Below are 25,988 nucleotides of genomic sequence, written 5' to 3'. Positions count from 1 at the left end.
AAAGGAGATTCGCGCCCGCCGCATGCCTCGTTCCCCGAGGCGGTGAACCCAACGAAGGGAAGCCTGATGAAGACCCTGACGCATCTCGAGCGCCTGGAAGCCGAGAGCATCCACATCATCCGGGAAGTCGTTGCCGAGGCTGAACGGCCGGTAATGCTCTACTCGGTCGGCAAGGATAGCGCGGTGATGCTTCACCTTGCGCGCAAGGCCTTCTATCCGTCCCCGCCGCCATTCGCGCTGCTCCACGTCGATACGACCTGGAAGTTCAAGGCGATGTACGAGCTGCGCGACAAGATGGCTCGGGACAGCGGCATGGAACTCCTAGTGTACCAGAACCCCGAAGCCAGGGAGAAGGGGATCAATCCCTTCGACCATGGCGCCCTCCACACCGACATGTGGAAGACCGAAGGGCTCAAGCAGGCGCTCGACAAGTACGGCTTCGATGCGGCGTTCGGCGGCGCGCGGCGAGACGAGGAAAAGAGCCGCGCGAAGGAGCGCATCTTCTCGTTCCGCACCTCGTCCCACGGCTGGGATCCAAAGAACCAGCGGCCCGAGCTGTGGAACCTCTACAATGCGCGCAAGGCGAAGGGAGAATCGATCCGGGTCTTCCCGATCTCCAATTGGACCGAGCTCGACATCTGGCAGTACATCCACCTGAACGACATTCCCATCGTTCCCCTCTACTTCGCCGACCGGCGCCCTACGGTGGAGCGGGACGGGATGCTGCTGATGGTGGACGACGAGCGCTTCCCGCTCCTTCCCGGCGAAGAGCCCGTGCTCCGCTCCGTCCGGTTCCGCACGCTCGGCTGCTATCCGCTGACGGGAGCCGTGGAGAGCGAGGCGAAGACGCTGCCCGAAGTGATCCAGGAAACTCTCCTGACCACCACCTCGGAGCGGCAAGGCCGCGCCATCGACAAGGACGCCGGCGGTGCCGGCATGGAAGTCAAGAAGCAGCAGGGGTACTTCTGATGGCCGACATCGACACCAAGGAACCCGTCTACGTCACGGACAAGCTGATTGCCGAGGATATCGACGCCTATCTTGTTAGCCATGAGCACAAGACGATGCTGCGTTTCATCACCTGCGGCAGTGTGGACGACGGTAAGTCCACCCTGATCGGGCGGCTGCTCTACGATTCCAAGATGATCTTCGAGGACCAGCTCGATGCCCTGCAGGCGGACTCCCGGAAGGTGGGAACGCAGGGTCAGGAAATCGACTTCGCGCTGCTGGTCGATGGCCTGGCGGCGGAGCGCGAGCAGGGCATCACCATCGACGTTGCATACCGGTTCTTCAATACCGAGATGCGCAAGTTCATCGTCGCCGACTGTCCCGGGCACGAACAGTACACCCGCAACATGGTGACCGGCGCTTCGACCGCGGATCTTGCGGTGATCCTGATCGATGCGCGCAAGGGCGTGCTGGTGCAGACGCGCCGCCACTCGTACCTGTGCCATCTCATCGGCATCAGGAACATCGTGCTCGCCGTGAACAAGATGGACCTCGTCGGCTATGACCAGGCGGTGTTCGACGCCATCGTCAAGGACTACTCCGATTTCGCCGCGTCGATTGGGATCGAGAGCTTCACCGCCTTGCCCATCTCGGGTTTCAAGGGCGACAACATCACCACGCTTTCCGCCAACACGCCGTGGTACTCCGCGCCCCAGTATGCAGGCACCACGCTTGTCGAGCATCTCGAAACAGTGGAAGTGCTTTCCTCGGTCGATGCCGACAAGCCGTTCCGCATGCCTGTGCAGTGGGTCAACCGGCCGAACCTCGACTTCCGCGGCTTCTCGGGACTGATCGCCACCGGCTCGGTGAAACCGGGAGACAAGATCCGCGTGCTGCCCTCCGGCAAGACCAGCACGATCACCCGCGTGGTCGCCTTCGACGGCGATCTCGATGAGGCCGTGGCTGGGCAGTCGGTCACCGTGTGCTTCGAGGACGAGATCGACTGCTCGCGCGGATCGGTCATTTCGGTTGCGGACAATCCGCCGCAGGCTGCCGACCAGTTCGAATCGACGATCGTCTGGCTGGCGGACGAGGCGCTTATTCCCGGCCGCGCCTACTGGCTCAAGCTTGGCACGCAGATGGTCTCGGCCACGGTGCAGGAGCCGAAGTATACGGTCAACGTGAACACCATGGACCGTATGGCGGCAAAGACGCTGGAGCTGAACGCGATCGGCGTCGCGGAAGTTACCGCCGACAAGCAGATCGTGTTCGAACCCTACGCCGATAACCGGATGCTGGGCGGGTTCATCCTCATCGACAAGATGACGAATGCGACTGTGGCTGCAGGGATGCTCAACTTCTCGCTGCGTCGTTCGCAGAACGTGCACTGGCAGGCTGTCGACATCGACCGCAAGCAGCACGCCGGGCTCAAGAACCAGAAGCCGGCCGTCCTGTGGTTCACGGGTCTTTCCGGATCGGGCAAGTCGACGATCGCCAATCTCGTCGAGAAGAAGCTGCACCGGATGAACCGGCACACCTTCCTGCTCGACGGCGATAACGTCCGCCACGGCCTCAACAAGGACCTGGGCTTCACCGAGGCCGACCGCATCGAGAACATCCGCCGCGTGGGCGAAGTGGCCAAGCTGATGACCGATGCGGGGCTGATCGTCATCACCGCCTTCATCTCGCCCTTCCAGGCCGACCGCGAGATGGTGCGCTCAATGATGCCGGAAGGCGAGTTCATCGAGGTGTTCATCGACACGCCGCTGAAGGTTGCCGAGGCGCGCGACGTCAAGGGGCTCTACAAGAAGGCCCGCTCCGGCGAGTTGAAGAACTTCACCGGGATCGACAGCCCTTACGAGGCGCCGCGTAACCCGGAAGTCCGCATCGACACGACCGCTCTCTCGCCCGAAGAAGCGGCCGAGCTGATCGTCAACACCTTGCTAGGCGACGTCTGATGAGCGGCTTCACCGATGGCGATCTTGCCGCACGCCTGGCAGACGAAGCCGGGCGTATCCTCCTGCAGGTGCGCTCTTCGGGCCTGTTTTCCGGCAAGTCGCTCGGCAAGGCCGGCGACCAGACCGCGAACCAGTTCCTGTGCCATGCCCTGCGCGAGCAGCGACCGCTGGATGGCCTTCTGTCCGAGGAGGAGAAGGACAGCCCGGCACGGCTCGGCAAGGAGCGGGTATGGATCGTCGATCCGGTGGACGGTACGCGCGAGTACGGCGAGGAGCGGGCCGACTGGGCTGTCCACGTCGGTCTTGCGGTGGAGGGTGTACCGGTCCTTGGCGCCGTGGCGCTGCCGGGGCTGGGCGAAGTGCTGCGCTCCGACCAGCCACGCGCGATCCCTTCGGCGCCCGATATCCTGCGCATGGTGGTGAGCCGCACGCGTCCCGCGAGGGAAGCGACCGGCGTGGCGGAGATCATCGGCGCGCAGCTCGTGCCGATGGGGTCGGCCGGTGCCAAGGCCATGGCGATCCTGCGCGGGGAAGCCGACATCTATCTTCACTCCGGCGGGCAGTACGAGTGGGATAGCTGCGCTCCCGCTGCCGTGGCGCTTGGGTGGGGCCTGCACGTTTCGCGCATCGACGGGACACCGCTCGAGTACAATCAGGCAGACGTATACATGCCGGACCTGCTGATCTGCCGGAAGGAACATGCCGAGATGGTCCTTCGCGAAGTCGCCGCACTCGCCTGATCCGGCGGCTTTGCGCCCGTCGGCGCGAAGGCGATCCCCGGCCCGGCAATGTCCATCAACATTGTCGTTCATCGATGTGCTCGTTATAGGCGGACCCTTTCCGGCTAAGGGGCCATGATGGAAGCCAGAACCAGGCGCAGGGTCCGCGATCCTGCCGCGACCCGCGAGACGATCCTCGAGGCTGCGAGCAACCTGCTTGCCAAGGACGGGCTGGAAGGCGTCAGCCTTTCGGCAGTCGCTCATCTTGCCGCCGTCAACCGCGGCACGGCATACCAGCATTTCGAAACCCGCGAAAAGCTGATCGAAGCGACGATCGAGTGGGTTTCGGACAAGCTGTTCCGCGCTGTCTTCGGCGATCCGGAAACGGTGGGTCAGCGGCGGGTGGAGGAAGTCGATACCGCAGCCCTTACCGATCGGCTTTGCGGGTTTGCCATGGAGAACCCCGAGATATGCCGCGTCTGGCTGCAGCAGGTGCTGGCCTCCCCGGACCCGAGCCAGGATCCGTTCTGGCGGGAATATTCCGGCTCGCTGCAGCGCTTCGCGGAGACGAAGCTCGCAATGCCCGGAATCGACGCGGAAGTGCTCTCGGTCGTCAATCTCGCCGGCGTGTTCTTCTGGCCGATCTTCGCGCGCGCGCACGCCGCGGACGACAAGGAGCGCGATGTTCTGGGTGCTCGTTTCACCCACGAGATACTTCGCCTCTCGATGTACGGCTCCATGAATGCTTCGCGTTTCCCGGAAGTTGCCGAGCGATTGGGGAAGGGCATCGGACAGGACTGACGCTGTCCTAAGAGCCCATGTGCTACGCCTCTGCGATGCCGTGCCTCCATGCCATTGACGCAGGGGCACACTAGCCGTCAGCAGGGTAGGCGAGTTCGACCCGCAGGGCCGACAAGGGAGTCTTCAGTCCATGTTTTCCGCGATCATGATCGACAAGACCGATGATGGCCAGGCCGTCACGCTGCAGCAGCTCGACGAAGGCTCGCTGCCCGAAGGCGATGTCACCATCGACGTTGCCTACTCGACGCTCAACTACAAGGATGGCCTCGCCATCACCGGCAGTTCGCCGGTCGTACGCAAGTTCCCGATGGTGCCCGGTATCGACCTCGTGGGCACGGTGGCCGAGAGCAGCCATGCCGACTGGAAGGCCGGTGACACCGTCGTGCTGAACGGATGGGGCGTGGGCGAAGGGCACTGGGGCGGACTTGCGCAGAAGTCCCGCCTCAAGGGAGACTGGCTGGTGCCGCTGCCGACTGCCTTCACCCCGGCGCAGGCCATGGCGATCGGGACCGCAGGTTATACCGCTGCGCTCTGCGTCGATGCGCTTGTCGACTGGGGCGTGACTCCCGACAAGGGCGAGGTGCTTGTGACCGGCGCTACGGGGGGTGTCGGTTCGGTCGCAGTGGCCATTCTCAAGAAGCTCGGCTTTTCGGTGGCCGCTCTGACCGGGAAGACTTCTGAGGCAGACTACCTGAAGGGCCTGGGCGCGCAGACGGTGATCGACCGTGCGGAAATGTCGGCCAAGGGCAAGCCCCTGCAGAAGGAGCGTTGGGCGGGGGTGGTCGATACCGCGGGCAGCTTCACGCTTGCCAATGCCTGTGCGCAGACCCGGTATGGCGGCGCGGTTGCGGCGTGCGGGCTTGCGCAGGGAATGGACCTTCCCGCCACTGTCATGCCTTTCATCCTGCGCGGCGTCGCCCTGCTCGGGATCGACAGCGTCATGGCGCCAAAGGCCAGACGCCTGAAAGCCTGGGACCGCCTTGCCAAGGACCTCAATCCCACAGCCTTGGATGCCATTGGACAGACCATTGGGCTGGGCGAGGCGATCGAGGCTGCGGGCCGGTTCATGTCAGGCGAGGTCAAGGGCCGCTACATCGTCGACGTGAACGCCTGAACGCGACTGGGCGGCGGTATCGCAGCCATGCCGGCTTCCGGATGGCAGCCCGAGGACAGACGAGGATGATATGACGGGATCGGTCGAGGTGGTGGATGGGCTGTCCATCGTTCACGGTATTCCGCTGAGCGACGAGGAGGGTATCGGTGCGCTGACCCTTGGCGGATACCTCCGCGAGGTCGCCGCACGCTACGGACCACGGGACGCGGCGGTCATCCACCTTCACGGCGAGGATATCCGCTGGACGTATGACGAGCTCTACGCCCGCTCCGTGGCGGTTGCCAAGTCGTTGCTGGCGCTTGGAACCGGCAAGGGGACACGCGTGGGCGTTCTCGTCACGAACCGGCCGGAATTCCTCTCATCAGTGTTCGGTGTGGCTCTGGCCGGGTGCGTGGCGACGCCGATCAGTACCTTCTTCACGCCTGCCGAACTGGAGGTCGTGCTCAAGGCTTCGGGCGTTTCCGTCCTCCTTCTGGAGCGCAGGGTGCTCAAGAAGGATTTCGCCGAGATGCTGGCCGATCTCGAGCCCGAAGTTCTCACCAGCGATCCGGGTGCGCTGGCATCCTGCAAGTTCCCGTTCCTGCGCTATGCGGCGATGGTTGACGAGGAGGAGCCGTTCGGCATGATCGAGGGATCGGGTGCCTTCATCGCGCGCGGCCGGTCGGTTCCGGAAGAGCTCGTGCTTGCTGCCTCTGATGGTGTGGCGCCCGCGGATCCGGGGATACTACTGTTCTCGTCGGGATCCACGGGCAAGGTCAAGGGCATCCTGAGCGCTCATCGCGGCGTTTGCCTTCAGCTTTGGCGTTGGCCGCAGTGGTACGCCATACGAGACGACCTTCCGGCGCGAACATGGTCGGCAAACGGGTTCTTCTGGTCGGGCAACTTCACCATGGCGTTGGGCGGCACGCTATCCAGAGGAGGTTGCCTGGTGCTTCAACGCTGGTTCGATCCGGCCGAAGCGCTGGAGATCATGGGAAGGGAAAGGGCGAACATGGCGCTCGCCTGGCCGCATCAGTGGCCCCAGCTCGAAGCCGCGCCGAATTACCGGAATGTCGACCTTTCCTCGCTCGTCTACGTGGACCGGAACATGCCGATCGCGAGGCAGCCCACGGTCGCGGTCGAATGGCGCGAGCCGGGTCAGGCCTACGGAAACACAGAGACCTTTACTCTCGTCACCGTCTACCCCGCCGGGACCCCTCCGGAAGTGGCGGGCACATCGCACGGCATTCCCACCGCAGGCTCCACCATCAAGATCGTCGATCCGCTGAGCGGCGTTACGAGGCCGCTGGGCGAGCGGGGCGAGATCGCGGTGAAAGGGCCAACGCTCATGCTGGGTTACCTCGGCATTCCACTCGATGAATCGCTGGACGGCGAGGGTTTCCTGCGAACTGCTGACGGGGGCTATGTCGATGCACAAGGCCGTCTCTTTTGGGAAGGCCGTCTCAACGACATCATCAAGACCGGCGGCGCCAACGTGTCTCCTTTGGAGATCGACGAAGTCATCCGGGCGCATCCCGAGGTCAAGGTTTCGCAGACGGTCGGCGTTCCGGACGAACTGCTCGGCGAACTGGTGGTCACGTGCATCGTCCCCGTAGCGGGCGCGAACCTCGACGTCGATGCTATCCGGACCTTCGCAAAGGATAAGCTCGCCAGCTACAAGGTACCGCGCCGGATCCTCTTCGTCGAGGAAACGGACCTGAAGACAACCGGAAGCGCCAAGATCAAGACCGCGGACTTGCGCAAGTTCGCAGCCGAGCGCCTCCACGAACTGGACGCCTGAATTGGACCAGTCGGGTTTTCCGGGCTTTGCCGATTGGCTTGCGCTCTGCAACCTGAAGGCGGCTTATTGCCGCCTGCTGGATACCAAAGACTGGGAGGCCTGGAAGGCGCTTTTTACCAAGGATTGCGTCGTCGACACCGGTCCGAGCGGCGGCATCCTGACGCAGGGTCGAGAGGAGTTCGTCCAGCTCGTAAGCCGTTCGCTGGGCGAGGCGAGGACAGCGCATCAGGTGCATTCACCGCAGATCATGGTCGAAGGCGATCTCGCGCACGTTGTCTGGGCCATGCAGGACCGGGTGATCAAGGATGACTTCGCCCTTACCGGCTACGGCCACTATCATGAGACGTGCGTCCGCACGCGCGAGGGTTGGAGGATCGCGCGTCAGCAACTGACACGCTTGATCGTCGAGATGGATCGATTCGAAAACTGACATGATCGTCGCCCAGGGCCGTCCGGTGCTATCTTGGCGATCACCGCTCTTCTCGCGCACATCATCGCTGGGGCGCCGCGCTCGGCGGTAGCGGCGAACCATCGCAGCCGCGATAGGCGGGCTGCGGCCTGTTCGCTATTGTCGTTCACATCAGTCGGACCCGGCGAAGTCCGGCGACCGGTCAAGCGGGAGGAAACGTGGGTAAGACGATCGTCATCACTGGCGCTGGGGCGGGCCTTGGCAAGGCCCTTGCGCGGCGCTTCGCCGAAGAGGGGGAAACGGTCGTTCTCCTGGGCCGGACTCTGGCCAAGGTTCAGGACGTAGCCGATGAACTGGGCGGCACGACGATGGCGGTGCAGTGCGATGTCTCCGACCCCGCCTCCGTACGCGCCGCCTTTGCCGCGATCGCCCAGAAGCACCCGAAGATTGATGTGCTGATCAACAACGCGGGTATCTACGAGCCCTTCACGATCATGGAGGCGACCGATCGCCAGATCGATTCGATAATCGCCACCAATCTCAATGGCCCGATCTATTGCTGCCGATCCGCCATTCCCATGTTGGAGCGCGGTGGCCTGATCATCAACGTGGGCAGCGAATCAGTGGACGTGCCGTTCGTGATGCTTTCGCTCTACCAGTGCAGCAAGGCCGGGCTGGAGATGTTCACGCGCTCTCTCGAGGCGGAACTGGAAGAGGCCGGTATCCGCGTCGCGTTGCTTCGCGCAGGCCCCATGTACGATGAAGGCAAGGAAGCGCCCGGCTGGGACCGGGACACAGCAATGCGTTTCCACATGGGCTGCGCGAAGAACGGCCTGGACCTGCGGACCCGCCCGGTTTCGCATTCCAACTCGGTCACGGGGGTTTTCCGCGCGGTCATTGACCTGCCCCCGGATGTGCGGGTTTCCCACGTCTCGATCGGAGCCCGCAGGGCCTGAGCGCTCGCGGTCCGTCGCCACCTTTCTTGAAGGACACGTTCATGACCACTCTTCCCGACGCTAGGCTCTACATCGACGGAAAACTGCGCGATGCGACCGGCGGGGCCACTTTCGAGATCATCAATCCCTGGACAGGTGAGCCGGTCGGCCAGGCGGCAGATGCGACTGCGGCGGACGTCGAGGAAGCGATCGCCGCCGCCCGACGCGCTTTCGACGAGACGGACTGGTCGACCAACGTCGAGAAGCGTCTCGTCCTGATGAAGAAGTATCGTGACCTGTTCGAGCGCGAACGTCCTCGCCTTGCCGAACTGGCCATCAAGGAGGCCGGGGCCGCGCAAGGCGCCGTTGGCCGGGCCCATGTCGGCATGGCGCTCGATGGCTGGGACGAGTACATGAACGTCTTTGGCAAGCTCGAATGGGAAAAGGACTATGGCGAGAAGCCGGCCTTCGGTCTGATCCATAAGCGGGTCGGGGTGCGCGAGGCCGTTGGCGTGGTGGGCGCGATCACGCCTTGGAACGTGCCGCTCTATGTCAATATCGGGAAGGTCGTGGCCGCCCTGCTTGCGGGCTGCACCGTGATCCTGAAACCTGCTCCCAACACACCCGGAATGGGCGCCATCTTTGGTGAACTGGCCAAGGAGGCAGGCTTCCCCGCAGGCGTCATCAATGTGGTGTTCGGCGCCGATCCCGCGCTCGCAGGCGAGATGCTGGTGACCGACCCGCGCGTCGACCTGATCTCGTTCACCGGCTCCACCGGGGTCGGCAAGCGGATCATGGAGCAGGGTGCGGCAACGCTGAAGCGCGTGTTCCTTGAACTGGGAGGCAAGTCGGCGAAGATCGTTCTCGACGATGCTCCCAACTTCGCGATGGACGTGGCGATGACGATGCTGGTCTTCCACGCGGGGCAGGGCTGCGCGGTGCAGTCGCGCCTCCTCGTCCCCCGCAGCCGCTACGAAGAGGCAAAGGTGATCCTCAAGGGTGCCTATGGCAAGTTCGGCGACAACTGGGGAGACGTGAGCAATCCCGAGCACATCATGGGCCCAGTGGTTTCCAAGCGCCAGATGGAGCGTGTGAAGAGCTACATCGACCTGGGAAAAGAGGAAGGCGCGACACTGCTGGCTGGCGGGAACATCCGGCCCGACAAGGGTGGCGGATGGTTCGTGGAACCGACATGTTTCGTCGACGTGACCAACGACATGCGCATCGCGCAGGAAGAGATATTCGGCCCTGTCCTCGTCGTCATCCCCTACGAGGACGACGAGGACGCCATCCGCATCGCGAACGACAATTCCTACGGCCTTTCCGGGGGAGTCTCGGGCAGCCATGACCGGGCGCTCCACATCGCACGCCGGGTTCGCACCGGGTCGATGAGCGTGAACAACGGCATGTGCATTGCCGGCGACATCCCGTTCGGCGGCTTCAAGGCCAGCGGCATGGGTCGCGAGTGGGGCCTGGAAGGGATCGAGGAGTACACCGACGTCAAGATGCTGGCGTGGCCGGTAGGGCAGGTGGAGCCCGCCTGATCCTCTCGCGGTGGAAGCAGTGAAGCCTGACGAGCCCGAACTGATCACGCACCTCGACATCGTCGAGCACAGCCGCCTTGCCGCGCTGCCGCCGACGCTGGCGGCAGCCGTGACACAGGCCTGTGCAGCGGTTAGCCATAACATCAACGGACAGAAGCTGGGTCGGAAGGGACGCGTAACGCGCGAGCGCATCCTGACTGCCGCCATCGACCTTATCGAGGCGGCGCAGGAGCCGGTCACGCTTGGCCGGGTGGCCCGGCATGCGTCCCTTGGTATGACCTCGGTCTACAATTATTTCACCGACATCACCGAACTGCTCCTGGCGACACTGGAGCCGGTCATGGCGACCGCGCTTGACGACTATCTCTCCGTCATCGAGGAGCGCTGGCCGGACGACGCGCTTTTCGAGCACTGCTACCGCTTCGTGCGCAGTTACCACGGCTTCTGGCTGCGCCATTCCCGTCTGCTTCACTTGCGCAATGCGCTCGCCGATCAGCAGGACGCACGTATGATGCAGCACCGGATAGAAAGCAGTCGGCCGATCATCGATCTGCTGGTGCGGCAGATGAGCGACGAACCTCTGGGCTTCGGCCCGCATACGTCGATGGCGACTATGTTGATGATCGGGATCGAACGATCGGTGACGCTGGTGACCGACCGTGAACTTCGACGTCTGGTGAACATCGGACCGGACATAAGCGAGGATCGCTACCTCGTTCCGGGAGCCAGGCTGATGGAGCTTGCGATAAGCGACGCACGCAGCGGAGGCGCCGGGCGCGAGCCGATGGCTCTGCTGGACTGAAGCCGTTTTTGGACAAGAAAAAAGGCGGAGCCGGCCGGCTCCGCCTTTTCGTTTTCCAAGACTGCGTGGCGTTACTTGCCGCGAAGCTTGCGATGCTTCGTCAGGTCGAGAACCTCGCTCGGATTACCGTCGTCCTGGAGCAGGCCAAGGCGGCGGGCGACTTCCTGATAGGCTTCTTCCTCGCCCCCGAGGTCGCGACGGAAGCGATCCTTGTCGAGCTTCTCGCCAGTGGTCATGTCCCACAGGCGGCAGCCGTCGGGGCTGATCTCGTCCGCCAGGATCACGCGGCTGTAATCACCGTCCCAGATGCGCCCGAATTCGAGCTTGAAATCGACGAGGCGGATGTTGATGGCCGCGAACATGCCGGCCATGAAGTCGTTCACGCGGATCGCCATGGCGGCGATGTCCTGCATCTCGTCGTTGTTGGCCCAACCGAAGCAGGCAATATGCTCTTCGGCAACCATCGGGTCGCCGAGGGCATCGTCCTTGTAATAGTATTCGATCAGCGTGTGCGGCAGCATCTCGCCCTCGGGAATGCCGAGACGCTTGGAAATGGAACCGGCCGCGACGTTCCGGACGACCACCTCGATCGGGATGATCTCCACCTGCCGGACGAGTTGCTCGCGCATGTTGAGGCGACGCACGAAATGGTTTGGAACGCCAATATGGTTCAGGCGCGTGAACACGTACTCGCTGATGCGGTTGTTGATCACGCCCTTGCCCTGGATCGTGCCCTTCTTTTGCGCATTGAACGCAGTGGCGTCGTCCTTGAAGTACTGGATCAGCGTACCGGGTTCGGGACCCTCGTAGAGGATCTTGGCCTTGCCTTCGTAGATCTGGCGGCGACGGGACATACGCGTGGTCCTTGAAACGGTCGAAAGAGCAAACCCGGCAGATCGAGCCGCGTTGGCGACTTCCACGGCCAGGGAATTCGTGCGCGCATATAGTGCAACCGAGGTCAAAAGCAAACCACCCTCGGGGAGTTGTCGCGCCGCCCACGGACGTGAAGGGCCGGAGCGGCGAAAGCGGAGTGCAGGGTGCGACCGGCGGCGCCTTTTCCGGCACGTGTCGCGGGCGCCGTTCAGTCCTGGCGGACTGTCTTCTTCGTTTCGGCCGCCAGGCGCCGCAGCATCCGGGAGACGTCGGAGGCGAGGAAGGGCTTTGCCAACATCGGGCGGGCGGCATGGTCGGACGGCAGGTGGTCCCGGTCATAGCCGCTGACGAAGGCGAACGGGATGTCGCGCGCGGCGAGGGCGTCCGCCACCACGTCTATCTTTTCACCGTTCAGGTTGCCGTCGAGCAGGGCGAGGTCCGGAGCTTCCCGTCCGATCAGGGCAAGGGCCTGGGAGCAGGAGGTCGCGGGGCCGATCGTGCTGGCGCCGCCGTCCCTCAGCTCCATCATCAGTTCCATGGCGACCATCGGCTCGTCCTCGACGACGAGCACACGCACGGGCGGCAGCGCTTCCGCAGGGACCGCGGGTGTCGGAGGCGGGCTCGCGGCCGAAATCGAACTCCGCGCCGCAAGACCTCGGCGTTCACCTATCGGGTTCTTCTCGGGCGGGGGGGCGGCGCTATCGAGCGGCAGTGTCATGCGCCAGCAAACACCTTCAGGAGCGAACTCGGCAGTGATCCGTGCGCCGTCTGCCGCCATGCTGTGTTCGATGAGTGTGGAGCCGAAACCGCGCCGCTCGGGCGGCGACACCGGCGGCCCGCCTTGCTCCGACCACTCGAGCGAAAGGATGCCCCCCTCGTATCGCCAGGCAAGTCGCACCGTCCCGGTTGCATTCGACAGCGCGCCATACTTGTGCGCGTTGGTCGCCAGTTCATGGAAGATGAGCGAGAAACGCAGCGCAAGTTCGGGCGGCAGATCGACATCGGGCCCGTCCAGCAGCAGCCTGTCCTCGCTCACCGCGCCGATCGCCACCTGGTCGGCGATAAGGGCCCGCAGGCTGGCACGCTCCCAGGTGGTGGCGCTGAGCATGGAGTGGGCGCGTGCAAGGGCCTGGAGACGGCCCGTGAAGGCATCCTGAAATTCACGCTCGGAACGGGCGTGGCGGAACCCCTGAGAGGCGATCGCCTGCACGGTAGCGAGCGTGTTCTTCACCCGGTGGTTCAGCTCACCGATCAGCAGGCGCTGGGTGTCCTCGGCACGGCGACGTTCCGTCACGTCGAGCAGTTCGATCATCACGCTACCCGGCCGCCCGCCGCTGCCGGCAAGAGACGAGCAGTACCATTCGCCCTCCCGCAAGGCGCCGTCTGCGCGGATGAAGCTGTGCGTCTGCATGGCGCGTCGGTCGGCGGCGCCATCCAGAAGGGTGTTCATGCCCGAGAGGAAGGCCGTTCCGTCGCCGTCCGGACGTATGAAGGGAGCGTCCGAAAGGGACAGCCCGAGCATTGCCGAGGCCGGATACCCGACCGTTCGTTCCGCGCTGCGATACCACCCGATGATCTTCAGGTTGGAATCGATCTCCATCGCGGCGAGGGGAGAGTTGTCGCCGTGGGCGCGAAGACGGCCGAGCGCAGCGCCAAGTTCGTCCCGCTGCAAGGCGATTTCCCGGCGTTGGCGGGCGAGTTCGACGAAAACCGCGACTTTCGAATTGAGGATCGTGATATCGAGCGGCTTCAGGAGATAGTCCACCGCGCCCGTTTCGAACCCGCGGAACTTGCGCCGCTCGTCCGTGGCGACGGCGGTGAGGAACACGATGGGCACGCCACGTGTACGTTCCGTTCCGCGCATGAGTTCAGCCAGTTCGAAGCCGTCCATTTCGGGCATCTGAACGTCGAGAAGCGCGAGCGCGAAATCGTGACGCAGGAGCAGTTCCAGCGCTTCGAGGCCGGAGGCGGCAGTTACCAGTTCGACGCCGGGCTGATCGAGAGCGGCCTCGAGAGCAACGAGGTTCTCGCGAACGTCGTCGACAGCCAGGATCTTGATCGGGTCAGAGGGCAAGGGACGGTCCCGGCAGGACGCCATTGTTTACGCGTTCGACGAAGGTGCGGCTCATGGCATGGCGTCCGGAGGGCGGTTGCACCGCGTTACCGGCGTGGCGCAAAGTGGTTACGCAAACCGTGCGCCTGGTAGCAGCTCAATCCACCCATGTCCTGCCTGTGCACTCGTTCGACGGGGCATACCGGTGTCACTTGGACCGCTCCCCCAAGCGCGGTTCCCGGATCGGGCATGTCAACGCACATGCGTGGCATTCGGTTCCTGACTGGCGAAGAATTTTTTCGACGGCCCGGATAGTGGCGGAGCCGCGAAGCAATTGCGAGAGCACGGGTCAGCCCGCGAAAACTTCCTTAAGACATTCCTGCTAAGCGCAGCCGATCATAGAGCAATTTCTAACGAACGGGTCCGCTCCAGAGATGCGCCACGCAACGCAATTTGCAAATCGGCTTTCGCGCGACCGGGCGGGCAATATCCTCCCGATTGCAGCTATCGGGCTGCTGGTTGGTGCCCTTGTGATCGGTTCCGCCGTTGACCTTGGCCGGACCTACCTTGCCCAGCAGCAGTTGCAGGCCGCCTGCGACGCGGGTGTCCTGGCCGGGCGGCGGGCGGTGACAACGAATGGCTTCGACGAGGCAGCGAGGAAGTCCGCAAACGCGTTTTTCTTCACCAACTACAACGACAACGCGCAGTCGAGCCGGTCTACCACGTTCACTCTCTCGACGCCTGACGATGGCAATACGGTGACTGCCACCGCCACCACGGTGCTCGACACGCTGCTGATGCGCGTGTTTTTGAAAGACAGTTTCAACATCTCCGTCGAATGCGCCAGTTCCATGGGCGTAGGCAACGCGGACGTGATGATGGTGCTCGATACGACCGGGTCGATGGCCTTCTCGCTTGGCAACACCACGCGCATTGCGGCCCTGCGCTCGGCGATGAAGAACTTCTACAACACGATGACGAGTGCCACGTCCGGCTCGAACGCGCGGGTGCGCTACGGCTTCGTCCCCTTCAGTTCCACGGTCAACGTGGGGCGCCTGCTGACTGACCTCGACACGCGTTATCTTGTCGACAATCGCACGGTCCAGTCGCGGATCTACGAGCCCGACGATGATCGTGACAACGACAGCTACGACAGCTGGAACGTCTACTCCAGCACGGCCTATCGCAACAACTATTGCGACAACCGGGTGCCCGGAGACGATAGCTACACCGACACCAGTTCGGGATCGTCAAGGTATGTGCGGCGCAAGCAGTATGCCTGCCGTTCTTCGGGCAATCGTTATTACATCTACTGGCGCTATGCCTATCGCCCCTACGTCATGCGCTACCGCCCGGTCGCCTATGACATGACGGCCTACAAGGCATTCTCCTCCGTGCGCACTCCCATCGGCAGCAGCGGCGCGAACCAGAACATCACCTGGGGCGGCTGCATCGAGGAGCGAAGCACTGTCAACCAGGCGACCTTCAGCTACTCTCCGACGACGGGGATCACGCCCAGGGCGGCGCTGGACCTTGATCTCGACAGCCGGCCGGATGTGAACAACGACGCCACGAAGTGGGCGCCGATGATCCCGCAACTGAGCTATACCCGATGGAACGACCGCGGCAGTTATACCACGTCCTCGCCGATGTACGATGGCGAGCAGGCGGGCATCTACTGTCCCGTCCCGGCGCGCCTTCTGGGCGAGATGAGCAAGTCCGCATTCGATCAGTACACGGACTCGCTGACGGCCGTGGGCGGGACCTACCTCGACATCGGCATGATCTGGGGCGGCCGCATGATCTCGCCGCAGGGCATGTGGGGCGACCTGGTGAACGACGAACCGCGCAACGGCGGCGAAGTGGCCCGTCACGTCATTTTCATGACCGACGGCGAGATGGAGCCCAACATCTACATCCCGCAGGCATGGGGGATCGAGTTCTGGGATCGGCGGGTCACCACCGACGGCAGCTCCGGTGACAGGGCGCGCCACACCCAGCGCTTCCTTGCCACGTGCGAGGCGATCAAGGACAAGGGCATCCGGGTGTGGGTGATCGCGTTCACTTCTGGATTGAGCACCGACCTTACGACATGCGCGTCGGACGCCAGCTCCTACACGGCGACCAGCGCCTCCGAACTGAACTCGGCCTTCCAGGAGATCGCCAAGCAGGTCGGCGAATTGCGGGTTGTCGAGTGATGGGCCGGGCAGGTGCGCTTTCACGCCGCTGCCGGGAGGACCAGCGGGGCGCGACCGTGGTCGAGTTCGCGATCGCGGCGCCTATCCTCATCACGCTGCTGCTGGGCATATATGACATGGGTCACTGGGCCTACCTCACTGCGGTGCTGCGCGGCGCGGTGAACCAGGCCGCTCGCAGCGACTCCCTGGAGACTGCGGACACCGCCAAGGCGGACGCCTATGTGATGAGCATCGTCAAGGGCGTGGCACCCGGCGCGATAGTCACCTCCAAGCGAGTGAGCTACTACGATTTCGCCGACATCAAGCGCGCCGAAGCCTGGAACGACAAGAACGGCAACGGCGTGTGCGACCGGTCGGAGGCTTACACCGACGAGAACAGGAACGGTCGATGGGACGCCGACGTCGGTACGGAGGATAACGGCGGCGCGAACGACGTCGTACTCTATTCAGTCACGGTGACCTACACTCCCGTTTTCTTCATCCCCTTCGGCACCGGCACGAACACGTCCCGCACGATCAGTGCCAGCGTGGTCAAGAAGAACCAGCCTTACGCGCTTCAGGAGAAGTACGGCTCGGCGGCGGGGACCTGCTCGTGATACGCCGGTTCGCCGTTTTTGCGCACAGGCTGCGGCAGGATGTGCGCGGCGTGTCCTTCATGGAATTCGCCTTGATCCTGCCTATCGTGATCGCGATGGGCTTCTACGGCGCCGAGATGGCCTACATGGCGACCGTCAACATGCAGGTCGGTCAGATCGCGTCTTCCGTCGCCGACAATGCCTCTCGCCTCGGCCAGACGGACAATAGCGCCGTTACCCCGACCGTCAGCGAAACGCAGGTGGATTCGATCCTGACGGGCGCCCTCATCGAAGGCGCGGGCATAAAGTTCGAATCGACCGGGCGGGTGATCCTCTCTAGCCTGGAGGTGGATCCGAGCACCGGCCGGCAGTACATCCACTGGCAGCGCTGCCGCGGTAGCCTGAAGATCCAGTCGAAGTACGGCGCCACGGGCGCAGGCCTGACGGGCAGCCGGCTGAGCGGTATGGGAAATCCCCAGATCACCGCCAGCGCCGGCTCCGCTGTGATGTTCGTGGAGGTATACTACACCTATCAGCCGATCTTCGGGACGATGTTCGTCCGCAGCACGAATTTCCGGCGCGAGTCCGCCTTCATCATCCGCGACGACCGGAACCTCACCCCCGGCGTCACCGGGGGCACCACCAAGTCGTCTTGTAGCTGAACCGGGCACCGGGCACCGGGCCCCGAGGGCCGAGCGATTCCGCCTCGTCAGCGCACCGGTTCGAGGCGCATGGCAACGCCGCCGCCGGGAGCAAGCCAGACATCCATGCTGTCGCCCTTGCGAACCGTCCTCGTCTCGTAGGAAATCTTGTGACGTGCCTCCGTCAGGTACGTCGCACCATCGCCGTCCTTCCATACGGCGGCCTTGTACCGCTTGCCGGGCTCGAGAAAGTCGAATGCAAGCTTCACCGTGCGCGCAGTGGCATCGTTCACCCCTCCGACGAACCACCGTGGAGACTGGCGATCCCGCCGTGCGAAGACGGCATAATCCCCGATTTCGCCGGCGATCAGGTGGCTTTGCGACCAGTCGGTGGGCACGCTCTTGATGAAGTCCATCTCGCGCGGGTGCTTGTCCAGCTGCTCGATGAAGTCAGCCGCCATCTGGATCGGTGAGTAGATCGCCAGATAGAGCCCCAACTGCTTGGCCAGGGTTGAGGCGAGGGGACCTTTCGCGCCTTCCAGGCTGAGAACGCCGGGCGTGAAGTCCATCGGGCCGGACAGCATCCGGGTGTAGACGAGGGTCGGCTCGTGCTCGGGGCCGTTGGAGAACGTGCCCCAGGCATTGTACTCCATCCCGCGCGCGCCTTCCCGCGCGATCCAGTTGGGATAAGTGCGGCGAAGTCCGGTGTCCTTCACGGGCTCGTGCGCGTTGATGGCTATGTGGTGGCGAGCGGCGGCTTGAACGACGGCGAGGTGGTGCTGTACCATCCGCTGGCCATCGTGCCATTCCATCCGCATCGGTCCAGGGGTGCCGCCTGGCGCATCGGTATCGGCAATGATGCCACCCGCATCGGCAACGTATCCCGTCTTCACCACGTCAACGCCAAGCTTTGCGTAAAGCGCAAAGCCGTCATCCATGTGCGCTTCGTAGTTGGCGATGTTTCCACCCGTTTCATGGTGACCGATCAGGCGCACGCCCTTGCTGCGGGCATATCGGGTCACCGCATTCAGATCGAAGTCGGGCGTCGGCTCGGTGAAGCTGAAAGCGTCGCCATGCCCGAACCAGTCTCCGTTCCAGCCCTTGTTCCATCCCTCCACCAGCACACCGCGGAACCCGTGCCGGGCGGCGTAGTCGATGTACTTCTTCGTGCGCGCGGTGGTGGCGCCGTGGAGGGGTCCTTCCGCCCAGCTCCAGTCGTTGCGGATCATCCCCCACCAGATCCCGATGTAGCGCGCCGGTTTGATCCAGCTCACGTCTCCAAGCCTGTTCGGCTCGTTCAGATTGAGCTCCAGGTCGCTCTCGACCAGCCCTGCCGCACCGTCTGCGATGCGAATCGTGCGCCACGGGGTCGCGAAAGGCAGTGTCCGCACCACGCGCGGACCGCCTGCGGAAGGCGACAACGTCGTACGGAATTTCTGGCCATCGGCGCGCTTGAACCAGTAGCCGGCATAGTCAACCAGCGCCGCTTCGTGGAACGAGAGGTGCGTGCCGTCGTCCAGCTTCATGGTTATGGGCGTATGCGCCGTCGATACGCCGTCGATCGGCGTCTGCTGGTAGACCTGCTCGTATCGGTTCCATTCCCCGCCCGGGATCCACCAGGCGGTGCCTTTGGGAACGATATCGAACTCTGTGGTCTCGTCGGCGATCTTCATCGTCTCGAGCCCGGCCTGCCGAGGGAGTTCGTAGCGGAACCCGACACCATCGTCGAAGAGGCGGAAGGTGACGTTCATCAGCTTCGATCCCTGCGGCTCCGATTGCCGGAAACGGACCGTGACCTGGTTGTATGTGTTCCGGACGAAGCGGCGCTCGCCCCATGGCTGTTCCCATGTGTCGTCGGCCGAAGTCTTCTCGCTGCCCGCGATGGAAAATCCGCGCACCATGTTGAGCCCGTCGGCCAGGACGAAGCCGAGCTTGCTCGGCGCGATCAGCAGCTTGCCCTTGCGGGAAAGCGACCAGACGGGCCTGCTGTCGCCGTCGGTGCCCACGGTCAGGACTATGCTGCCATCGGGCGAAGCCGCCGTGACGTCCTGAGCCAGAGCCTGGCCGCCAAGCGGCACGAGAGCGGCGCTGGCGAGGGCCAGCCAAGCAAGGGATTTCACGCCTGTTCTCCTTCGATGATCCAGATGCCCGCCCACGCGGGAAGAAACGAGGGCGACGCCTCGTTCACGGCTGCAAGGACGCGGCCTTGCACCGGCAGGCCAGCGGGGCTGAGTTGCGGCCAGGACTGTGGTGTTCCGCTTATGTTGAACGCTGCGAGCAAGGTCTCATCCCCCAGCCTGCGTCTGAGGACGAGGCGACTTTGATCTGCCGTCAGAACCTCGCAGGAGCCCACTCGCAGCGGCCTGCTGCCCCGGCGCAGGTGCAGCAGATCGCGCGTCAGGTTCAGCAGCGATCCGGGGTCTCCCTCCTGCCGGTCCACGGCGCGAGCCAGGTTTTGCTCACTTAGCGGTAGCCAAGGCGCCGCCTGGCTGAAGGCACCATGTTCGTCCTGGGCCCTCCACGGGAGCGGAGTGCGGACGCCATCGCGCGAAAGCGTCAGCGGCCAGTTCGCGATAGCTTCAGGATCGTGCAGGAGTTCGAAGGGTATGTCGTCCTGCAGCAGGCCCAGTTCCTCACCCTGGTACAGGATCGGATTGCCCCGGAGCGACAGCAGCAGCATCGCTTTCATGCGGGCGAAGGCGTCCACCTCGTCGGGAGCGCACCATCGGGACAATGCACGGGGCGCATCGTGGTTTTCGAACGCCCAGCTCGGCCAGCCCGCACCCGGCTCGTCAGGCCAGAACTCCAGCGCTTCCGCCACGCGCGCAGGCGTCAGGTCCTCGGCATAGAGGAAGTCGAAGCCATAGGCGCTGTCCAGTCGTGCCGGACCTTGCGTGAAGGCCTTCATCTCGGCGCCTGCGCCCAGTCCGCCGACTTCCGCCAGCGAGTAGGTGTCGGGATAGCTGGCGATCAGAGCCTGCAGTCGCTCGATGAAGCCCACGATATCGGGGTGCGACTGGTTGTAGGTCTGCAACTGGAAGTCGTAGGGACGCGTTCGTGTCCGACCATCGTCGGGCGCCGGCGGATTGTCGCGCAGCAGTGGATCGTGCATCGAGTGATTGAGCGCATCGATGCGAAAGCCCGACACTCCCCGGTCGAGCCAGAAGCAGGCGACATCGAGCAGGGCCTGTTGCACGCCCGGATTGTGGACGTTGAGCTGAGGCTGCTCGCTCAGGAAATTATGCATGTAGTACTGGCCGCGCCGTGCGTCCCACCGCCAGGCGGGGCCGCCGAAGATAGACTGCCAGTTGTTGGGAGGTGACCCGTCGGCGCGGGCATCGGCCCACACGTACCAGTCGGCGCGGGCGCTGGTGCGCGAGCTGCGGCTTTCGGCGAACCAGGGGTGCCGGTCCGAGGTATGGGCATAGACCTGGTCGACGATCACCCTAAGGCCGAGCGACCGGGCCCGTTCGATGAGCGCGTCGAAGTCGTCGAGCGTGCCGAACATGGGGTCGACGTCGCAGTAGTCCGAGATGTCGTAGCCGAAATCGGCCATCGGCGATTTGTAGAACGGCGAGATCCAAACGGCATCGACTCCAAGCCGGGCGACATGGTCGAGCCTTGCGGTGATCCCGCCAAGGTCCCCGATGCCATCGCCATTGGAGTCCGCGAAGCTGCGCGGATAAATCTGGTAGATCGCCGCGCCGCGCCACCAGGGGCTGTCGCTGCGATTGAGAGCGGGCTGGTTCATGGGATCCTGGAGAAGCAGACAGGTCAGGGGCGGGCGGCGCAGACAGTGAAGCCGAGCGGCGGAAGCTGCACCGTCAGGCTGCCCGGTGCACTCGGCTTGGCGGCACAGTTCGCACCTGCAAGCGTGGCGAAGCTGTTCGACGCCGGAGAGACGGCAACTTGCGTAGTGAGGGCCAGCGTCGAGGTGTTGAACGCCAGCAGCACCTCTCCGCCAGTTTCGGGATCGAAGCGGGAGACCGCGAAGAGCCCCGGCTGCTCGGAGGAGGCTCGTAGCTGCGTGGAACCCGAGGTGAGCGCCGGCGTGCTGCGCCTCAGGTGCGCAAGGTCCGAGATGAAGCGGTACAGTGGATGCGAGGTATCGAAGTTCGCCTCGGCCGTGGTCGCGGTCGTACCCACAAGCGTCTCGGAGTTGTAGGCGGCGACCTTGGACGGGAACATGTCCTGCCGTGCGAGCTGGTCGTTGCCGGCGCCGACAAAGCCCTGTTCGTCACCCGAGTAGATTGTCGGTACCCCGCGCAAGGTCAGCAACAGGGCATGGGCGAGCTTGTCGCGGGCCAGCAGCTCTTCCGCAGAGATTCCGGGCATGGCCTTGCGGATGAACATGGCGATGCGCCCGGCATCGTGATTGCCCAGGAACGTCGGCAACTGCAGCGCTGCCGCCTTCCCTCCCTGGTACAATGCGTCATCCTCGACCATTCGGGCGAGTTGCTGCGTTCCTTCCTTGCCGCTCAGAGCGGTGATCGCGCCTTTCATGAAGGCGAAGTCGAGGACTGCCGGCAGCCCGGCGCTTCGCGTCCACGAAGCCAGCAGCGCCGGGTCGTAGTCGTCCGTGGCGATTTCGCCGAAAACGTGGAAGTTGTGAATGCCCCTGGCTTTTGCCCGGGCGACCATGGCCGGGACAAAGGCGCGCCAGAACGCAGGGTTGACGTGGCGCGCGGTGTCGATCCGGAAGCCGTCTATGCCGAAGCGGTCGATCCAGGCGCCATAGATGTCGATCATCCCGGCTACGACACGCGGGTTCTCGGTGGCGAGGTCATCGAGGCCGACGAAATCTCCGTACTGGGCGCTTTCGCCTTTCCAGTCCGTGTTGCCGCGATTGTGGTAGAAGATCGGATCGTTAAGCCATGCCGGAACCTTCACGCTGCGTTCGGCCCTTGGCACCAGCGGCGTGTATGCGAAGGACGGGTCTGTCAGCTTGGACCAGTTTTCCGGCGCGGGATCCTCGTCGCCCGCGAAGCCCGGATTGATCGGGCGACCGCCCGTTCCCCCTCGGGTGGAGAAGGGATACTGCGCTTTCGAGCGATAGGGGAAGCCCTGAGCCGCGGCCTCGGCGTACTGAATGACGTCGGCCGTATGATTGGCGATGATGTCCATGTAGACCTTCATGCCGCGAGCGTGAGCGGCATCCACCAGGGCCTTGAAGTCTGCATCTGTGCCGAAGTGCGGATCCACCGTGGTGAAGTCCGTGATCCAGTAGCCGTGGTATCCGGCGCTTTCCTCGCCCTTGGCACCTTGCACGGGCTTGTTCCTGAAGATTGGCCCCACCCAGATCGCGCTGGCGCCCAGCCCCTGGATATAGTCCAGCCTGGAGGTGAGCCCCTTGAGATCGCCGCCATGGTAGAAGCCCTTGTCGGCAGGATCGAAGCCCGTCTTCAGCCGATCACCTTCAAGGCCGCCCTTGTCGTTCGCCGTGTCGCCGTTCTCGAACCGGTCCGGAAGGACGAAGTAGATCACGTCCTGCTCGGGCCTGCGGCTGCGCATGTCATCTTCCGGCGACGCTGCAGCCGAGCCGTGCCACAGGGCAAGGCCCAGTGCGGCGAGCGAGGAAAGGGCGAGCTTCATCGGTCGTTCTCCGGATGCCGGCAGTGTAGGCGGAACCGGGAAGCGAAGGAGACTTCGCCGGTTCCGCCCGGGCGGCGCCGCTTGGGGGAGGAGGTTCCCTCGCGGTGCCGATCAGGTGGGCGCAGGATGGCCCGGCCCACCTTGCGCTCAGAACTTGTAGGTGAACCCCGCCAGGAAGCGGCGGCCATACGTCTGATAGTCGATTACCTCCCGATTATCGCCGGGATTGGTCGTCACGAAGGGCTCGTCGGTAAGGTTCTGGCCCTGGACGTAGAGCGACAGGCCTTCAAGCGCGCTGCCGGGCTGGAAATCGTAGCCGATCTGGGCGTCGATGATGGTCTCTGCGGCAGCACGGCGGCGCTGGCGATTGGCCGCGAAGCCGGACACCTCGCCAATGAAGGTCGAGCGGTAGCGCACCGATCCGCGGGCGTTGAAGCCTGCCTTCTCGAAGTATGCGGTGCCGTTGGCGACCCACTTGGAATAGCCGGGAAGGGCGCTCGGCTCTTCGCCGGGGCTCGGCTGGATCTTCGTCTTGGTGTAAGCAACGGAGCCGGTCACGCCAAAGCCTTCCAGAGCGGAAACGAAAGCGTCGAAGGGCAGGGTGGTCGCCACTTCCACGCCGTAGAGCTTGCCGCCCTTGCCGTTGATCGGCACGTTGATGACGGCTGTGTCCGAGATGGGGATACCGTTGCCCGGCGGCTGCAGGGCCAGGCTGTCGGTCGGAACCACTACGTCCTGGTTGTAGATGTAGCTCTTCAGTTCCTTCCAGAAGAACTGCGCCGCGACATAGCCCTTGCCCGCGAAGTACTTCTCGAATGTCAGGTCCAGCGCGTTCGCGCGCCATGGCCGCAGGTCAGGATTGCCCGAACGCCCGGTCACTGCGGCGATTTCCTCCCCCGTGGGCAGGGCGACGAAGCTGTATTCGAAGCTCTCCGAGGCGCGCATGTCATCAAGCCGCGGACGGATGATCTCACGCGCGGCGGCAAAGCGGACCACGAAGTCGCCAGGGAAGCGCAGCGAAAGGTTTACGCTTGGCAGAACATCGAGATAGTCGGTGCTTTCGTTGCGGGTCAGCGATCCGACGTTGGCGGAACCGTTGGGGTTGGTCGGCGGATCCAGAAGCACGGCGGTCGCGCCGCGCGAATTCTGGTCCGTCCAGTTGGCCTGCACGCCGAAGTTGCCGGTCAGGTGCGCGGAGCCGACGTCGGCGTCCAGATTGCCCTGAACATATGCCGTCATGATCCGCTCGCGGATGGCATAGCTTTTCACCACCACATCGCCATAGGGATTCGCCACCCGGTTGTAGATGCCGTCGCGGACCAGCTCCAGCGGGTCGTAGCTGATGACGGAGCCAAGCCCGAGGTACTTCAGGTCCGTCGTCCCCTTGCGGTATTCCGCCGGGAGGACGAGGCTGGTGAGCCCGTCCGTATTGGCAGCCAGGCCAAGGAAGTACTCCTCAGGCACCAGCGACTTGGACCGGTTGGTGTAGTTCCACCCCGCCTGCAGCGAGTGGAGCGGACCGTCCTCGAACTCGTGCTCCACCTCGGCGCGGAACTGCCAGAGCTCGTCCTTGATCTTGCGGTCGTTGTAGTAGCCGTCCTGTCCGTTGAGGATGGCCGTGCCGTCGGGCGCGATCTGGGTGCCTCCCCAGCCTTGCGGGCTGGTCAGCTGGATGAGATCGTAGTCGCCATAGTCCAGTCCGTGGGTGAATGTCGTGCCCTTGCGGCCGCTGGAGAAACCGATGGCATCAGTCGCGCCAACGGTGTTTCTGCCGGTGCCGGCGGTGCTCTCCACGTTAAGTTCGTTGCGGTCCGTCTTCGAGTAGCTGACGTCCACGAAGGCGTTCCAGCCATTGTCGCCCTCCCACTTAGTGTTCCACCCGAAGGAGTACAGCTTGGCATGGCGCTGGAACACGTCGTTGCGGACCACGCCCTTGACGCCGTTGAACGTGCCCGCAGTGACCATGCCGTCCTCAACGGTGGCGCCCGGTGCCAGAGTGACAGTGTCCGGGTCCCAGTAGAGCGGCAACTCGATGCCGCGCTTGATCTGGTCGTCCTTGAAGTTCGAATAGAAGGCATCCAGCGTCGTCGTCAGGTTGGGCGTGGGTTGCCACTGCAGCGTGCCGTTGAGGCCAAGGCGCTTCAGCTTGGTGGACGTGACATACGATTTCGAGCCGCCGATGACCTTGTCACCTTCGGGAGTGTCTGCATATCCCCAGGAGTTGAACTCCTGGATCTGGTAAGGCTCATTTATGTAGCTGGCGCCGAGCGCGATACCGATCGTGTCGTTCGCGAACTGGTCGACGTACATGGCGTTCGCGCGATAGCCGAGATCGTCGGACCCGGCGTTGAGCTTGCCAAGATCGGTGTACGAACCGCGCGCGCCCACCGTGACGATGCGCTTGCCGGCATCCAGAGGGCGGATCGTGCGCATGTCCACGGTGCCGGAAAGGCCCTGTCCAACCAGGCTGGCCATGGGTGTCTTGTAGACGTTGACCGAACTGACCACTTCGGAGGGATACTGGTCGTACTCGACGGCGCGGTTGTCGCCCGTCGATGTCTGTTCGCGGCCGTTCAGCAGGGTGGTCGAGAAGTCGGGCGCGAAACCACGGATGGCGATCGAGTTCGAGCGGCCCGAGACACGCTGCGAGGTAAGGCCGGGCAAACGGGCGATCGACTCTGCGATCGACGCATCCGGCAGCTTGCCGATGTCCTCGGCCGACAGGGACTCCACCACCTGCTCGGCGCTGCGCTTCTGCGCGATGGCGGACTGAAGACTGGCGCGAAAGCCGGTGACGATGATCGAGCCGGTGTCCGCTGCAGGCTCTTCCTCTGCCGGTGAGGCCTCAGCCTCCTGCGCGAGGGAGGCACCCGGCAGCGCGGCGGCGACCAACGCGAGGGCGATGGCCATGCCGGACGCGCCGGCGGCCGAAGTTGCTTTGCGAACCGTCATTTCCCTGTCCTCTCCTGTCCCAGCCCGGATGTGCGCACCTCGGCGACTGGTTGTTCTTGCGAGGGCCCGCACATTGCTGCGGCGACTCCATCGG

19 protein-coding genes are annotated in these 25,988 nt (G+C 63.9%); 13 read left to right on the top strand and 6 right to left on the bottom strand.

Annotated features, from left to right (window positions below; genetic code table 11):
- Positions 1-63: 63 nt before the first annotated feature.
- The 10 genes from cysD to GR702_RS04260 all read left to right on the top strand — a co-directional run bounded on the left by cysD (position 64) and on the right by GR702_RS04260 (position 11,010).
- Complete coding sequence (gene cysD / locus GR702_RS04305) at positions 64-969, top strand: sulfate adenylyltransferase subunit CysD (protein ID WP_272916650.1); 906 nt, start codon at positions 64-66, stop codon at positions 967-969.
- Entirely contained in the window at positions 969-2,906 is a 1,938-nt protein-coding gene (gene cysN / locus GR702_RS04300; protein WP_160984730.1) for a sulfate adenylyltransferase subunit CysN, read from the top strand. Before cysD ends, cysN begins: the two co-directional genes overlap by 1 nt.
- Complete coding sequence (locus tag GR702_RS04295) at positions 2,906-3,646, top strand: 3'(2'),5'-bisphosphate nucleotidase CysQ (RefSeq protein ID WP_160984729.1); 741 nt, start codon at positions 2,906-2,908, stop codon at positions 3,644-3,646. The genes cysN and GR702_RS04295 overlap by 1 nt, the downstream gene beginning before the upstream one ends.
- A gap of 117 nt (positions 3,647-3,763) precedes the next feature.
- The gene (locus tag GR702_RS04290) at positions 3,764-4,426 is read left to right on the top strand and encodes a TetR/AcrR family transcriptional regulator (protein ID WP_237449544.1); all 663 of its coding nucleotides are present in this window, start codon (positions 3,764-3,766) and stop codon (positions 4,424-4,426) included.
- Between the two features lie 130 nt (positions 4,427-4,556).
- Positions 4,557-5,540 carry an acrylyl-CoA reductase (NADPH) gene (acuI, locus tag GR702_RS04285; RefSeq protein ID WP_160984727.1) on the top strand — a complete coding sequence of 328 codons (984 nt, stop codon included), beginning with the start codon at positions 4,557-4,559 and terminating at the stop codon, positions 5,538-5,540.
- 70 nt (positions 5,541-5,610) lie between these two features.
- Entirely contained in the window at positions 5,611-7,320 is a 1,710-nt protein-coding gene (locus GR702_RS04280; protein ID WP_202408041.1) for a class I adenylate-forming enzyme family protein, read from the top strand.
- A gap of 1 nt (position 7,321) precedes the next feature.
- Positions 7,322-7,750: a nuclear transport factor 2 family protein gene (locus GR702_RS04275; protein ID WP_160984726.1), complete on the top strand. Its 429-nt coding sequence runs from the start codon at positions 7,322-7,324 to the stop codon at positions 7,748-7,750.
- Between the two features lie 197 nt (positions 7,751-7,947).
- Complete coding sequence (locus GR702_RS04270) at positions 7,948-8,685, top strand: SDR family NAD(P)-dependent oxidoreductase (protein WP_160984725.1); 738 nt, start codon at positions 7,948-7,950, stop codon at positions 8,683-8,685.
- Between the two features lie 41 nt (positions 8,686-8,726).
- Positions 8,727-10,208, top strand: coding sequence for an aldehyde dehydrogenase family protein (locus tag GR702_RS04265; protein ID WP_160984724.1), 1,482 nt, complete (start codon positions 8,727-8,729; stop codon positions 10,206-10,208).
- A 19-nt stretch (positions 10,209-10,227) separates the two neighbouring features.
- Positions 10,228-11,010 (top strand): TetR/AcrR family transcriptional regulator, encoded by a 783-nt coding sequence (locus tag GR702_RS04260; protein WP_337192519.1) that lies wholly within the window; start codon positions 10,228-10,230, stop codon positions 11,008-11,010.
- A gap of 71 nt (positions 11,011-11,081) precedes the next feature.
- Here GR702_RS04260 and purC read toward each other — a convergent pair whose 3' ends face one another.
- Positions 11,082-11,864 (bottom strand): phosphoribosylaminoimidazolesuccinocarboxamide synthase, encoded by a 783-nt coding sequence (purC, locus tag GR702_RS04255; protein ID WP_160984723.1) that lies wholly within the window; start codon positions 11,862-11,864, stop codon positions 11,082-11,084.
- A 227-nt stretch (positions 11,865-12,091) separates the two neighbouring features.
- Positions 12,092-13,957 (bottom strand): response regulator, encoded by a 1,866-nt coding sequence (locus tag GR702_RS04250; protein ID WP_160984722.1) that lies wholly within the window; start codon positions 13,955-13,957, stop codon positions 12,092-12,094.
- 413 nt (positions 13,958-14,370) lie between these two features.
- Here GR702_RS04250 and GR702_RS04245 point away from each other — a divergent pair, with 413 nt between their 5' ends.
- The 3 genes from GR702_RS04245 to GR702_RS04235 are packed head-to-tail and all read left to right on the top strand — an operon-like array spanning position 14,371 to position 17,371.
- Positions 14,371-16,134, top strand: coding sequence for a TadE/TadG family type IV pilus assembly protein (locus tag GR702_RS04245; protein WP_160984721.1), 1,764 nt, complete (start codon positions 14,371-14,373; stop codon positions 16,132-16,134).
- Positions 16,134-16,730, top strand: coding sequence for a TadE/TadG family type IV pilus assembly protein (locus tag GR702_RS04240; RefSeq protein ID WP_160984720.1), 597 nt, complete (start codon positions 16,134-16,136; stop codon positions 16,728-16,730). Before GR702_RS04245 ends, GR702_RS04240 begins: the two co-directional genes overlap by 1 nt.
- A 41-nt stretch (positions 16,731-16,771) precedes the next feature.
- Entirely contained in the window at positions 16,772-17,371 is a 600-nt protein-coding gene (locus GR702_RS04235) for a TadE/TadG family type IV pilus assembly protein (protein WP_337192518.1), read from the top strand.
- A 47-nt stretch (positions 17,372-17,418) separates the two neighbouring features.
- On the opposite strand, the gene GR702_RS04230 is transcribed toward GR702_RS04235, so the two are convergent.
- From GR702_RS04230 to GR702_RS04215, 4 genes are all read right to left on the bottom strand, one after another.
- On the bottom strand, positions 17,419-19,470 hold the full coding sequence (locus GR702_RS04230; protein ID WP_160984719.1) for a glycoside hydrolase family 97 protein: 2,052 nt from the start codon (positions 19,468-19,470) through the stop codon (positions 17,419-17,421).
- Positions 19,467-21,101, bottom strand: coding sequence for an alpha-amylase family glycosyl hydrolase (locus GR702_RS04225; protein ID WP_160984718.1), 1,635 nt, complete (start codon positions 21,099-21,101; stop codon positions 19,467-19,469). The genes GR702_RS04230 and GR702_RS04225 overlap by 4 nt, the downstream gene beginning before the upstream one ends.
- A 23-nt stretch (positions 21,102-21,124) precedes the next feature.
- A complete protein-coding gene (locus GR702_RS04220; protein WP_160984717.1) occupies positions 21,125-22,942 on the bottom strand; it encodes an alpha-amylase family glycosyl hydrolase in 1,818 nt (605 codons plus the stop codon).
- A gap of 147 nt (positions 22,943-23,089) precedes the next feature.
- Positions 23,090-25,894, bottom strand: coding sequence for a TonB-dependent receptor (locus GR702_RS04215; RefSeq protein ID WP_237449543.1), 2,805 nt, complete (start codon positions 25,892-25,894; stop codon positions 23,090-23,092).
- Positions 25,895-25,988 lie beyond the last annotated feature (94 nt).

The sequence above is a fragment of the Novosphingobium silvae genome (assembly GCF_009856825.1).
Taxonomy (GTDB): Bacteria; Pseudomonadota; Alphaproteobacteria; order Sphingomonadales; family Sphingomonadaceae; genus Novosphingobium; species Novosphingobium silvae.
Note: the sequence above shows the minus strand (reverse complement) of the source record. Positions and strands in the feature narration are given on the sequence as shown.

What these genes read in the sequence shown, in the direction of transcription:
- cysN (WP_160984730.1), top strand. Translation starts at nt 969, where the DNA reads ATGGCCGACATCGACACCAAGGAACCCGTCTACGTCACGGACAAGCTG.
- GR702_RS04295 (WP_160984729.1), top strand. Translation starts at nt 2,906, where the DNA reads ATGAGCGGCTTCACCGATGGCGATCTTGCCGCACGCCTGGCAGACGAA.
- GR702_RS04290 (WP_237449544.1), top strand. Translation starts at nt 3,764, where the DNA reads ATGGAAGCCAGAACCAGGCGCAGGGTCCGCGATCCTGCCGCGACCCGC.
- acuI (WP_160984727.1), top strand. Translation starts at nt 4,557, where the DNA reads ATGTTTTCCGCGATCATGATCGACAAGACCGATGATGGCCAGGCCGTC.
- GR702_RS04280 (WP_202408041.1), top strand. Translation starts at nt 5,611, where the DNA reads ATGACGGGATCGGTCGAGGTGGTGGATGGGCTGTCCATCGTTCACGGT.
- GR702_RS04265 (WP_160984724.1), top strand. Translation starts at nt 8,727, where the DNA reads ATGACCACTCTTCCCGACGCTAGGCTCTACATCGACGGAAAACTGCGC.
- purC (WP_160984723.1), bottom strand. Translation starts at nt 11,864, where the DNA reads ATGTCCCGTCGCCGCCAGATCTACGAAGGCAAGGCCAAGATCCTCTAC.
- GR702_RS04245 (WP_160984721.1), top strand. Translation starts at nt 14,371, where the DNA reads ATGCGCCACGCAACGCAATTTGCAAATCGGCTTTCGCGCGACCGGGCG.
- GR702_RS04240 (WP_160984720.1), top strand. Translation starts at nt 16,134, where the DNA reads ATGGGCCGGGCAGGTGCGCTTTCACGCCGCTGCCGGGAGGACCAGCGG.
- GR702_RS04225 (WP_160984718.1), bottom strand. Translation starts at nt 21,101, where the DNA reads ATGAACCAGCCCGCTCTCAATCGCAGCGACAGCCCCTGGTGGCGCGGC.
- GR702_RS04220 (WP_160984717.1), bottom strand. Translation starts at nt 22,942, where the DNA reads ATGAAGCTCGCCCTTTCCTCGCTCGCCGCACTGGGCCTTGCCCTGTGG.
- GR702_RS04215 (WP_237449543.1), bottom strand. Translation starts at nt 25,894, where the DNA reads ATGACGGTTCGCAAAGCAACTTCGGCCGCCGGCGCGTCCGGCATGGCC.